A 13,282-nucleotide genomic window follows, 5' to 3' on the forward strand; every position below is an offset into this window, starting at 1 on the left:
CCATGGTGCTGTTGATTGGGCTCAGTCTACTGCTGGCGTTGGTGCTGGTGTTCACCGTCCCGTTCTTACGGCGGCCCCTGATCAGCCGCTGGATTATGCGGGGAATTCGGGCCATGAAGCTACTGCCCCGCATTTCCGACACCGAGCGAGCCGCCATCGAAGCCGGCAATGTCTGGATAGAAGGGGAGTTTTTCACCGGCCAGCCCAATTTCGGGCGCATGTTGCAAGAGCCCTATCCAGAGTTGCCGCCAGCGGTGCAGGCATTTTTGCAGGGGCCGGTGGAGCAGGTCTGTGAGCTGGCTAGCGATTGGCAGATCTACCAGGGTAAGGACCTGCCACCTCAGGTCTGGCAGTACCTGAAGCAAGAGAAATTCTTCGGGTTGATGATTCCAGAGGAGTTTGGTGGCCTGGGCTTTTCCAACCTGGCCTACAGCGCCGTCATGGTGAAGCTGGCATCCCGCTCCTTTTCCTATGTGGCCACGGTGGGGGTGGCCAATTCTCTGGGGCCGGCCAAATTGCTGCTGCGCTACGGCACCCCGGAGCAAAAGGCCCGCTACCTGCCCCGGTTGGCCATCGGCGAGGAGATCCCCTGCTTTGCCTTGACCGAACCCATGGCAGGCTCCGATGCGGCCAATCTATCGTCCCGCAGGCGAAGTATTCCAAGCAGAAGACGGTCAGCTCTACCTGCGGCTGAACTGGCAGAAGCGTTATATCACCCTGGGTGCGAGTTCGCAACTCTGTTGGGCCTGGCCTTCCGTCTCTATGATCCGGAGAATCTACTGGGCAAAGGCACCGAGTGGGGCATTACCTGTGCCCTGGTGCCCACGCACCTGCCGGGGGTGCATCTGGATCGCCGCCACGACCCCATGGGGGTGCCCTTCTTCAACTCCCCCACCGAGGGCCATGATGTCATCCTGCCAGTTGATCAGATTATTGGCGGCGTGGCGCAGGCCGGTCAGGGCTGGAAGATGTTAATGCAGACCTTGGCTGCCGGTCGCGGCATCAGCTTCCCGGCTACCTGCAGTGGGGTGGCTCAGTTGGTGAGCCGAGTGACCAGTGCCCACGCCGTGGTGCGACAGCAGTTTGGCCTCTCCATTGGTCGCTTCGAGGGGATTGAGGCCCCCCTGGCCCGGATTGCCGGCCTCACCTATATCATTGATGCCACTCGCCATTACACCTGTGGGGCAGTCGACAAGGGGGAACAGCCCGCGGTGGTTAGTGCGATCGCAAAATATACCACCACAGAACTGGCCCGCCAGATCATCAACGACGGCATGGATATCATGGGCGGGTCTGGCATCTGTCGTGGTCCCCACAACCTGCTGGCCCATATCTACACCGCTACCCCCATTTCCATCACCGTGGAAGGAGCCAACATCCTCACCCGTACCCTGATGATCTTTGGTCAGGGCGCCATCCGCTGCCATCCCTACCTCTACGGTGAGATCCAGGCCCTGGAGGCTGGCGATCTAGTCAACTTCGATCGACTGTTGTGGCGACACTTGGGCACCTTCTTGATGAATGGCCTACGCAGCCTGGGCCTGAGCCTGACCCAGGGGCAGCTTGTGTCCCCGCCAGTGCCAGGCCCCACCGCCCGCTACTACCGCAAACTGACCTGGGCCGCCGCCCTGTTTGCCTGGCTCACCGATATTGCCCTGCTAGGCTACGGCGGTCGCCTCAAGCGCCAGGAAAATCTCACCGGTCGCTTCGCCGACGTTCTGTCCTGGCTCTACCTGGCCACCGCCACCCTACGTCGCTACCATGCCGAGGGCCAGCGCTCCGAGGCCCTGCCCCTGGTGGAGTGGTCCCTGCAGCATAGCCTGGCTCAGATCCAACAGGCCTGCCAAGGGGTGCTGAGCAACCTAGAGGTACCCATCGTCGGTAGCCTACTGCGCTGGACGCTACTGCCCTGGTTGCGCCTCAATCCCATCGGTACCCCACCAGCCGATGAGCTAGGGAGTAACGTGGCTCAGGCCTTGCAACGGCCTGGAACCCTACGCCAGCACCTAACCGCAGGCATCTACGTCCCCTCAGACCCAGAGCAGGCCCTGGGCCGTTTGGACCATACCCTAGCCCAGGTACATCAAGCTGAGGCCATTCTGCGGAAGGTCAAAGGGGCAATAGCGGTCGGTCAATTACCTGCAGGCAAACCCCTACAGCGTCTGGACACTGCCCACGCCCAGCATCTAATTACTACCGCCGAATATGCCTTAGTCAAGGAAGCGGCAGCCCTACGTTTGGCAGCAATTCAAGTGGATGCCTTCACCCTGGAGGAATACGAAGCCATTGGCATACCAGCAAAGCAGGGCAAGGCTGATTCAACGCTATTGACGACTTTTGCCAACACCTCGAACTGCAATGGCAACGAGCTTGCGCCAGTGACCAGATGAGGGGCAATCTGGATCCTGTCGGGCATGGCTTGCTGAGAAAAGCTCTGCCTCTATTGTGGCTTTGCTACCGGACTTGATATTACGACCTGAGTGTTGGGTATAGCGACAGACTTCTAGGGCAGCAGCATAGGCTTCGCTACCGGCCAACGCTGAGGTGCTGTCGATTAATTCATGCAACTGGGTGATGGCAAAGAGGATGGGTTGGAGGGTTTCGAAGAGTTCCAGATCCCGTTGCATTTCTGGTAGGTCAAAGGTCTGTGGCAGCATGGCCCGATATTGTTGGGCCGTGTCTAGGGCTTTACGGACGAAGGCACGATGGTAATCACCTAGTTTGACTAGAGACCGCCGTTCTGTTCCTTGCACTCCAATCAGGAATGACAGCTTCTGTCGAATGGTTGCGATCGCATGGATTACATCCTGTTGATCGGCATCGGACAATACGGCACTCACTCGATTATCCTGCATTCCAGTCGTCTCCCTTCAGGCTTGCTAGTTCTAACATGCCCACGCCTGGCAGAAAGATCCCAAAGCCATCGCCATTGCCCGCCAAGTGTTGTGGCAGTAGCCATAGCAACCCACACACCCCATACCCACTGGTGCAGCCGTTACCCAGGCGAGTCCCGATCCCCACCAAGAGTCCTCCCCAGATCATAGCTGCTGGACTCAGCGGTGACTGTGGTGTAGACCTGGTTAACTGACAACCTTAACCTAAGTAGTCTGTCAGCACTGAATTTTGGGCGCAACGAATTTCAAGGCGACCTCTAGACAGTATTTGCAGAAAACGGCAACTCCAAAATTGAAGCTTGACGTAACACTAGGTCGTCTATGACGATGAAGTTACTTCGCTTTGAGTAACCGCTTCTACACAAACGAAGTCGGCTTTCGCTTCGCTAATCTCTGAAAAAGCGGCTCGGATAACTGCAGGTTTTGCCTATATTCGAGTATAAAACTACAGACACCTAAATCTGTCTGGACTGTCCATTAGAGGTAAGCTTCCTTCGAATAGAGGCCAAGCAAACAGTCCAGAAGAAAATGCAAATATTTAGGACAGCCAATAGCTTTGTGCCATCCTCTAACATGGCAGGAGTACCTTTTCCAGGTATAGGCAAGAGATCTGAAATTCCCGACATGACTAGTAAAAGTGCTGAGAAAAGAAGTAACAAGTATGGAGTCGATAACAGAAACTTACGAAATGAAATTGAATAGCCAACTAGCAAGAAACCATATATCAAGTACGAAACTAATTTAGGAATTCCAATAAACACCTTTAGTATTAGCGTTAAACGAAATATATCATCTAGCACAAACAGGCCAAGTAAAAGGGAAGAAAAAAATGAAAATCGTTTCAAAAGATAAGCTTCTCGACTTAATGAAGCAAGAATTGCATAAGTAAAGCTGCAGATAGTTAGCGCTATACACCACAAGACTTCAGAGACATTCGTAAAAAATCCATAGAGAGGGTAAGTATCCGTAAAAAAGTCAGCAAACAATGTACCGACGGAATGGCCACGATCACCGCCACCAGTTTTTGCATAGAGACCAATAGCGAGAAAAATACCTACCCAGAAAAAGTTTAGGAGTAAGAAGATCTTACTCTCTCGAAAGAAAGCAACATATCTTTGACCATACTTTCTTTCCACAAGCAAAAAGTTAAAAATGAAATAAGACTACGGTGAGGCGTCATCAGATATCTATGCGTTATCAGATATCTAAAAATCTCAAATCCAACTCCTTCGAAGCAAGAAAACCTATACTAGGTCTAGCATAATCTCAGGTAATATTCTAGAGTTGACTTCACAAAGTTTCATTCCACCCAACCCAAACAAACAACCCAAAGCACATAATGTTTTGTCTATTCTGCGGAGACACTGTAAAGGCCAAATTCACTTCGGAACTTAGCAGTTAACGGCCGATAATTGAACAGACAAGCCTTAAATCTAAAAGCAATATGATCTGGGAAAATTATTTTCCTGAAGTTTCTATTATTATCACTGTGCATAACACTATAGATTGAGCCGATGAAAGGTAGAGGAAGTAGAGGAGTTCCCTGTTTAAGCATAATTTCTACAATATGTTTATGACTATTATGGTAATAACTATAGTCTATAAAATCATCATCCGTACTAGGTGGAAGTTTGTGCAAATCGTATCGAATAATATTACTAGTCCCGCACCATTCATGAAAGTTTTTCCTATTCAAGTAGAGAACCTTTTCACCTTCAGGGTATACATAACCTTGCCTAAAGAACCAGCCATAGTTATCCGGATAACTTGAAACAAAGTTTGCCAGATGCTTACTCACACAATCATCAGCATCAACGTACATAGTATGAGTTGGATTAAATTTTGCTGCATGCAATAAACCAGCTAAATGCTTACGTCTTCTATCTACTCGCTGTACTTCAACACTATCTGGAATTGGGAAATCAACTGGAAGATATGTTAGGTTAGCATGCTCAAATTCAACTTTTGGCTTCTCATGGCAGACTGCAATGACTCTAAATTGATTTGAGGTTTGAGAGCATACCGACTTAATTGTTCGCTCAAATAATCCTTCAACAAGTTTCCACGACTTTGACACCTGTGCGCTTTTTATCGCAATTATGAAGACTAGCATAACTCAAATTTTGCAACTGCTCAACTGGGTTGACAAATTTAAACCCATTCCAGTAGAAGAGGCAGCAGCTTCCCAAGCATCTTGTATTCACTCAATCAACCAAAGCGTAAGGATTTTAGGTGTTTTGATGTCTGGTTTCTCAATAAATTGGATTATCGAGAACATCCTGAAAAGCTCTCTACATAAGAGTTTTGAGGCAAGAGGGATAGGTGGTTGTGCAATTTCCCAACTCCTTAACATTTAAATGGGACTAATAAGTCAGAGGAAAATGCCTTCGCATCTGTATATTTTGCTTATACCCTATGAAAAGGCCAAAACTTCTTATCTGCAAGAATTACAGTTGATTATTAAATACGCGGAAAATGGCAGTTCAATTGCCATTATTTTCTCTCAGTGAATCATGATGCACTCTCCATCTAAATCTTTAATATACTCATAACCTTATGCGGAATATCAAAATCAAAGCATTAATTAAAAATACTCATTGTGTATATATATATCTTCCCCGTAAAAAAATTTCTTTTCAAAAACCCTGTTTATTCTTAATTTGCTTAAGGCAAGTGATCGATTGATTTTGTAATATTCAAATGCCATACGGCTAATAGATAACAAACGCAACTGTTCTATTCGAGAGAATCCATGCCATTCTTGATAAGCTGCTGGAACCACCTTAGATAAAAACTCGCACCAATGTTGAGTTATTTTTTCATGCTTTATGCCCTGAGCACGAAAATTAGCATTTTCAATCATCCTCTGTCTCAACTCTAAATCATCACGAAGTCGAGTTATAGCGCCAATTGTTTCATCTATAGAGGTTACCTCAAGATAGTCAAGCTCACTTTTTCGCTCAGCCCTATATGCTGATTCTGGCCCCAAAATAGCAGGCACACCAGCCAACCAAGCATTGTATAGTTTCGACGCAGGTTTCCAAGGATATAGAGTACGTCGCCTAAAATTCCTGACAGCTAAAACAGCATCAATCATTGAGTAATTGCACCATAGTTCAGGTTGATTTACTATCTTAAAATTTAGGCCTAACTCGTTAACTTTTTGTAACCATTGATGCTGGCGCAACTCTGGAGCCAAGTTGGTACGATCTCTTCCAAAAAAGGCAATATTTTGGAATAAGTCCCCACGTGCAGGGTTTCTTGGCACTAGACCAGATTGAGTCCAAAAAGGAATGAAATAATCTCGCCAGCATGAGAGAAAAGGATGTCTATGTGTTGTTTGCCTAGGATTCTGCACTACGTGAATCTGAGCAAAAGGATGCCTTATTTTGTCACCCTGCAAACATATTAATAATAACTGTTTACCCGGCTTTAAGTTGGATGGAAGTAATGATCGGTGAGAAATCAAAACTCCTACCTCTGGCAAAGTCGATGCCAGCTTGCACGGAAAGCCAATCTTATTAAGATTCAAATAAGTTTGTAAAGTCCAAGTATATGCACCAGTACCTGCACTAGCATTTTTTATTTTCCCATTTAGCCATGGCCAGAATAGATTAACTTTCTCCGGCAAATTCTCTATAAGACTTGTCTCAGGGACATAAAAATAGATAGGAGGAAACGTCATTGCTCAATTGACTTAACGGCAATAGCTTTAAGCGGCTGCATAAAAGCTAAACTGATGCTTAGCATATTATCTCATCTAAATCTAGAGTAGCTTCTAAATAACTTTTATGGTAGACAATTGTCCTTGGTTTTCTTATTAGAACTGCTGGCTTCAACTTAGCAAGTATTTAGATTATTTTCCCTACATAACCGATTTTTTATAGGGTTTAGTCCTTTAAGAATGCCTTAAGTGTTTTGTTAAATTGAGAGAGCTCAAAATGCTTGCAGACTTCCTGGCGTAACCATTCCGGATTATATATTTTCTCATCAGAATATGTGCCTTTAAGAATTTCTATTAGCCTGGCTGCTATTTCTTCTTCATTGTCTGGATTAACTAGGCATCCAAGCTGGCCATTCAGGAGAGGATCAACTGAGCCATCTTGGTTTCCCGCTAATACAGGCTTGCCGGCCGCTAATGCTTCTAGATAAACAATCCCAAATCCTTCCCCTTTACTTGGCATGGCAAAAACATCGCACAGGCTATAGTGGTCGGGCAATTCTTCATCAGGCACAAACCCTGTCAGTGTCACACAATCTTGAATATCAAGCTCACGAATCATCGCTTCAACGCGAGATCGATCATCCCCTTTACCCACCAGAATATAGTGGACTTTTGGAATTTGTCGACGAATCTTAGGTAGCATCCTTAAGATTGTGTCATAGCCCTTGTAGTATGCGAATTTCTGCAGGCGTGTAACAGTTAAGATGATAGCCTGCTCAGGCTCTAAGCCATAACGTTCTAAGAGGTAGTGAGGTTTAGACTCAACTTTGAAGCGGCCAGGGTCAAAGGTATTTGGCAGGACACATATCTTTTTAGGTTCAAGATATCCTTCTGACAAGATGCGATCGCGCGTATAGCGACTAACAGCGATGACGCGCTCTGACCCTTGTAGCGCTTGTTTATAGGCAGAATTCTGAATATCCCAAGCTTCGATACCGTGCAGCACAATCCAGTACGGAATGTTCAACCATCGATGCAGCCAGTAGCACAACACGATGTAATAATTGATTTCGGTCGTCACAATGAGGCCAGGACGACGAATTAATGCATTAAAAAGAATAGTGGTGGCTGACAAGATAGTTCGAAACCGCCGCCGCCAACCATTCGTATCGCAGACTATCTCTCCAAACAGATAGAAACGAGTTTGAGGCAGAAAAGATAAATCATTCGTAGCATTAGCAATGTTCTGCTCGTATTTAAGAAACACACTGTAGTTGCTCTCAGGGTAAACTTTTTGAATTGCCTGAATTAGATGCGAGGAATAAACTTGTACTCCCCCCCTGAATCCAAACAGGTTAGGAGCCAGAACGAAAATATGCTTTGGAGCAGAACAATCTGCCATGAAGCACCTCTATTAAGTTGCAACAGGGATAGAACGCTTAATTAGAGAACTTCCGTCAAGGTGTCCTGGAATGTCTGCCCCCATTAAATCCAAGACTGTAGGAGCGAGATCAACAGCCTGTCCTTCGGGAAGACTAGAGTTCTCAGCGATTCCTGGTCCTTTTGCTAGCAGAAAGCCGCGAGATGTATGACCGCCAGGACGATAGTAGGTTAATGGACCAATACGCCCAAAATCAGGACTATCGATCACGTCTGTAGGTGTGTCGTGCCAGGAAACGACCAGATCAGCGTCGGGACGTTTAAAGTCGCTATAATCACCCTCAGGACGAGTCCGCGCGACTGACTTGACGATCGGCTGATCAGTTCTTGCATCAGTCAGTCGGTATAGATATTCGGTCAACTCGTTGCAGATGGACTCATACTCTGAAGGCTTCACAATGCCATCGCGATCACGTCCTGCTAAGTTAATACGGATAAATCCTTCAGCAACACCAGGTAAGGCAAATGCTTTCATTTGTGGCCACAAACGCTGATACCACATATTGGGCATCCAAGCTAAATCTTCTCCTTGCTTCAGAAGTTCATACGGGGAGGTTAATGCGGGATTAGGACCGGAATTCAGAAGTGAATCAAACTTACTCGGCATCCACTTCTGTAGAAAACGCTTGATCGGGTTAGGATCGAAGCGCTGTTGCCAGACTTCTCCTGGCCATGTCTTCCGCTTTGGATTCGCGAATTGCTTAGGTGGTGTAGTCCCTAGCTTACCAGGAGCCAGTCCCACCTTCCCTGGGAAATTATATCGATACAAAAGTTCTGGCAAAAAGGCCATGTTGCATAGGTCAGCCATATTATTGGTGATGCCGTGAACCCCAAATACCAAAACATAGGTATCCTCAGAGATATCAGCCAGAATCTCTCCAACAGCTTTGTCGACATTTCTCATCGCTTCCACCATGGGATTTATCGAAGTATGAGATACTTTGGCCGAGTGGTGGAGTGGGTGATCTACTTCGCTGAAGTGTAAAAGATCATGCCCAGCAGAATGAGTTTCACCAAAGACAGCAATAAACAAATCCCAAGAATCTTTGTTCAAGAAATCACGGCATACTTGAGCTCGTGTTGACACACTATCTTGAACGGATTTTTGTACCCACTCTACATAGTTTGGGTTCCACCAAACACCAAAGTCCCGTTTGAATAAAGGATTACGACCGTACTTTTTATTAATTTCTGGGAGAACACTATCAGGTGTTGAATAGGGATCCATGTGGGAACCACTGTGGCTACCCCAAACTGAGATTTGAATACCATTGAAGTCTTCACTGACGCCAGACATTGGAACATCAAACAGACCTACCTTATACTCAGCTCCGAGATCATAAAATGCCTGAAACTCCTGATAATCGTATCCTAGAGATTCGCCTTTATGGTTTCTATCTTGAGTAATTTGGTAATTCTCTGGATGGTACTTTGCGGTATCCCAATAGCCTGTTTTGCTGGGATAGCAACCTGTTGAGAAGATCACCCAGTTTCGCTCAGAGCAAATTGTATCCGTTGCAGTCCCACATAAATCTACTTGAGTTTTGAGGCGTCCATAAGCGCCGCGATTACGTAACCCGCTCAAATTTGGTAGATGTCCTTGGGATATTAAACGCTCAAGCAACACTGGGTCTGCTGCATCTAAACCAATAGCAATTACTTTTTTCTTCATAATATTCTCCTTATCAATTTCATTAACTCAAGAAGCATTAAGCTGCCATTGGGAGTTTATGCCTATAAACATAAATAGTTGAAGTTCTTGGCAACCAAAACGCTCTGTAGAAGTCTGGCAAATAAGTTGATAGATAATCGCACTGTATTTATTCATCCTGGAGTTATCGCTTACTTACGAATTTAAATCACTTTCAAATCACTGCTCTCAATTAAAGTCTAATAATTCCGCAGTCTTCATGATCTACCTTCAGCTTACATCTCTAAAGCAATTAGCCCAAAATAAATTCTCTAATGGCAGGGGCTTCTTAAGTTGATATCCCTGAACATAAGGTATACCTAGTCTTTTGGCAACATCTAACATCAATTTCTTCTCAATTCCTTTGGCAATTATGGTGATTTTGGATGAATTGGCATGCTCAATAATATTCCTAAATTCTTGCAATCTAACTAGGCTTTTCATATGCAATTCCAATGACAAAAAACTGAGTTTAAAGTGGTAAATGCTAGTTTCTGGTAGCTGTCGGAGAAGCCCAGGATCACGAAAATCATCTAGAATAATGTTACAACCTATCTCTTCGATTTCGTGGGTCAAGCGAGCGACCGCATCTGGATAAGTTTTCGCCGCATGTTCAGGGATCTCAATCCAAAAATTCTCTGCAGGAAATTGATGTCGATTCAATAAATCAGAAAGAAAGACAGAGAAATACTGATCGCGTATGCTGGCCTGTGACAGATTGATAGAGTAGTTTGCCTGACAGTTTTTTTGAGGTGATGATCTTTTGATTGAGTTGAATAGCGTTCGGATTACCCAGCGGTCAATTGTTTTGGTTAGTTCATAGTACTCAGCAATTGGCATGAAATCTTTTGGTAACAGAAGTCTCGTTGTAGGGGAATCGGAATTAAGTGTACAGGATAAGAGCCTGACTAATACTTCATAGTTGAGTGGATCGTTTAGGCAATTATCAGTCGAGAAAATCGGTTGCTGGTATAAGCAGAAAAGATTATTCTCAAATCCCGACTCAATCTGATCAATGACTGTCTTGCATTTATCCTTGCTAAGGCCACTCAAGGTAGTCTTACCGTAGTCTTTCAATCCCTTCCGAGCAATGAAAATTGGGCTAGATAATGTGCTAAAAAGGTATTCTCTTTCGCAGGCAAACAACAAATTTTTGTAAGGCTCTCGTTTTTCTCTAATTATATGCAACAATAACTTGCGTAAGTCATTAACTATATATAAAGGTAGCAATAAAGGTCGCTTCCAAGCGCTTGTACTTAATATGCGAATATAAAAGCGGCTTAGCCCAACACAACGTATTAAGGTAACTAAATACTCTTTCTGAAGCCGTCCTTTAGGAATTTGATGGTAAACGACCATGGCTGGGTTATACCAAACTTCCCAGCCCGCTTTTCGGATATATAAGATGGCTTCTAAGTCTTCGCTGGCAAGGCCAGCAGCCTTACCTTTATTATTCAAGAATAATCGCCTAGGAACGCTTTGGAGCCACGCGTCTCGACGAACAACGAGTCCTGCTCCTGGTGGCAGAACCTTCGTATGTTGGTCGTAACGATGAGGATTTGGTCCTCGTTCGACAATGGCTAAGAAACAGGCAATATGTTTAAATTCCTCGGGTGGTGCTTGTTCAAAATCCCCGTGAATTTGACTGCCAAATGCGCCTGCTTCTGGATGTTGCTGGGCGAAGTTCCAAGCCTTAGCTACCCAATCGTCTTCTGGAAGGTTGTCATCATCTAGAAAGGCGATTAGCTTACCCCGAGCACTTTCTACCGCTCGCTGACGGGCAAAGGCGGCTCCTTGTTCCGCAACAAAGCAGTACTGCAATTCAGCAGCCCCGGTCCAGGTGCGTTGATATTGCTGAGTTACTTGAGCTGTCTCATCCAGGCTATTGTTGTCACAGACAATAATTTCCCAAGTAATGTGATCAACATGTTGCTGCGATCGCAACCGGTCCAACAGGCAAGGCAATCGCTGAGCACCATTATAGGTAGGGATGGCGACCGAGATATCTAACTGCTGTGTTGGTATACCAGAAATCACCAATGTCTTAAACTCCTTGAGCTTGGTAGAGACCCCTTGAGGTGATCACCAGTTCACCGGGGAGCTATGATATGGTGGCCACTCAGTCTTAGTTTAGCTCTCCCTGAGGCTGCATAATTTCATTGATCCATTCCCAGTGGCTCAACTCGGCATTTTAGCTTTGGATGCTGTCCATCTTTAAGGAAAAGGTAAATGTCTGTGGAGGCTATCCAATCTAGGAACATTTTAACTAGCCTTCCTCCTGGCGTCCTACTAATAAAGATGCGGGAATTATGACAGATCGATCGTATAAGCTAAGTCAGTTTAACCAGCACAGCCCTCACCTTACGGAAATACCTGTTTGCCGATTCAGTGAGTAATCTAGTCTAATTTGTTACAGGGCAAGTAGCGTGGTAACGGTGCGTTGACTTTACTATAGCTTTTTCGTATTTTCGGGTAAGTCGCATAAGCTTTATAAAAGCTTCAAACAAAGTTATCCTCTTCTCCACAAGCCCTATGGCCATCTACCAACTTTGGTAACTTCGCCAGTGCTGCATTATGGTAATGACGGCCGATAACTAAGAGCAGTATGAGCAAGTCAAGGGGCTGACTCTAGACTCAATCCAGCATGTGACTATTTGGCCCATCCTAACTTTATCCTCCCTGGCCAGCATGATCAGCACCACCTAAGATCTCTACTTGGAATATTCTTGCTCTGGTATGATAATAGGTTTGAGGCAGTCCAAGGGAGTACAGCCGACTGGTGTTTGGCTGGCACGTAGATGTGCCTGTAAGCATCTCTAGATTTCAAGTTCGCTGAATTTTGGCTATAGGAGACCACCACTGACTAGAGTGTATCTTCTAGGCTATAGAGGTGAGATACGGGAGTGAGACAGTAGCCCATGCCGCTGATGATTCTGGTGGCTGAAGATGATGAAGGCACTCGGCTGTCTATCAATGATTACCTTGAAATGCAAGGGTATTCAGTCGTTACGGCCAGCCACGGAGCCGAAGCCCTAGAGTGCATTCAAACCTATCAGCCCCATTTGTTGATTACCGATATTGCCATGCCCTACATGGATGGGTATGAGTTGGTACGCCAGGTGCGTCAGCAACCGATGCTGCGGCTCTTGCCAGTGGTTTTCTTGACGGCTCACAACGATACCGGGGATCGGATCCGAGGCTATCAGATGGGATGTGATCTCTATTTACCTAAGCCTTTTGAGTTGGAAGAGTTGGCCGCCATCGTCCGCAATCTGCTGGAACGGACGCAGATGATTCAGGCGGCTTGGCTGCAGCAATCTTCTCTAGAGATGCGGTCTGACGATGCCTCATTAACCCCCAATCAACGTCCTAAAGCCATGCCCGATACTATACAGCTGGATCTAACGGCTCGAGAACGGGAGGTGCTGTCATTGCTATCCGACGGATTATCCAATGCCCAAATTGGGGACCAGCTTTACCTGAGTTCTCGCACCATAGAAAAATACGTCAGCAACCTACTGCGCAAAACAGAGACAAATAATCGGGCAGAATTGGTACGGTTCGCCATCGATCATCACTTGGTGTCTTAGTCTT

At 46.0% G+C, this 13,282-nt stretch carries 9 protein-coding genes and 1 pseudogene; 2 read left to right on the plus strand and 8 right to left on the minus strand.

Annotated elements, in window-relative coordinates; genetic code table 11:
- Positions 1-2: 2 nt before the first annotated feature.
- Entirely contained in the window at positions 3-2,390 is a 2,388-nt protein-coding gene (locus tag XM38_RS06855; RefSeq protein WP_225889201.1) for an acyl-CoA dehydrogenase, read from the plus strand.
- On the opposite strand, the gene XM38_RS06860 is transcribed toward XM38_RS06855, so the two are convergent.
- The 8 genes and pseudogenes from XM38_RS06860 to hpsE form a co-directional block, all read right to left on the minus strand.
- Complete coding sequence (locus XM38_RS06860; RefSeq protein ID WP_088429387.1) at positions 2,325-2,855, minus strand: hypothetical protein; 531 nt, start codon at positions 2,853-2,855, stop codon at positions 2,325-2,327. The two genes, XM38_RS06855 and XM38_RS06860, sit on opposite strands and share 66 nt — an antisense overlap.
- Positions 2,845-3,054: pseudogene (locus XM38_RS27460) on the minus strand (YeeE/YedE family protein); the annotation flags it as partial. The pseudogene XM38_RS27460 and the gene XM38_RS06860, both read right to left, overlap by 11 nt.
- Positions 3,055-3,349: 295 nt before the next feature.
- On the minus strand, positions 3,350-4,030 hold the full coding sequence (locus XM38_RS06870; RefSeq protein ID WP_137455036.1) for a hypothetical protein: 681 nt from the start codon (positions 4,028-4,030) through the stop codon (positions 3,350-3,352).
- 212 nt (positions 4,031-4,242) lie between these two features.
- Entirely contained in the window at positions 4,243-4,971 is a 729-nt protein-coding gene (locus XM38_RS06875; protein WP_202978844.1) for a glycosyltransferase family 2 protein, read from the minus strand.
- A gap of 507 nt (positions 4,972-5,478) precedes the next feature.
- On the minus strand, positions 5,479-6,579 hold the full coding sequence (locus XM38_RS06880; RefSeq protein WP_137455037.1) for a hypothetical protein: 1,101 nt from the start codon (positions 6,577-6,579) through the stop codon (positions 5,479-5,481).
- A gap of 205 nt (positions 6,580-6,784) precedes the next feature.
- Positions 6,785-7,960: a glycosyltransferase gene (locus XM38_RS06885; RefSeq protein WP_080813516.1), complete on the minus strand. Its 1,176-nt coding sequence runs from the start codon at positions 7,958-7,960 to the stop codon at positions 6,785-6,787.
- A 12-nt stretch (positions 7,961-7,972) separates the two neighbouring features.
- A complete protein-coding gene (locus XM38_RS06890) occupies positions 7,973-9,670 on the minus strand; it encodes an alkaline phosphatase family protein (RefSeq protein WP_088429391.1) in 1,698 nt (565 codons plus the stop codon).
- 249 nt (positions 9,671-9,919) lie between these two features.
- Complete coding sequence (hpsE, locus tag XM38_RS27465) at positions 9,920-11,725, minus strand: hormogonium polysaccharide biosynthesis glycosyltransferase HpsE (protein ID WP_256995761.1); 1,806 nt, start codon at positions 11,723-11,725, stop codon at positions 9,920-9,922.
- 881 nt (positions 11,726-12,606) lie between these two features.
- On the opposite strand from hpsE, the gene XM38_RS06900 reads away from it, so the two are divergent.
- Positions 12,607-13,278 (plus strand): response regulator transcription factor, encoded by a 672-nt coding sequence (locus XM38_RS06900; RefSeq protein WP_080807440.1) that lies wholly within the window; start codon positions 12,607-12,609, stop codon positions 13,276-13,278.
- The last annotated feature ends 4 nt before the right edge of the window (positions 13,279-13,282 follow it).

The organism is Halomicronema hongdechloris C2206, from assembly GCF_002075285.3.
In the GTDB taxonomy this organism is placed as follows: Bacteria; Cyanobacteriota; Cyanobacteriia; order Phormidesmidales; family Phormidesmidaceae; genus Halomicronema_B; species Halomicronema_B hongdechloris.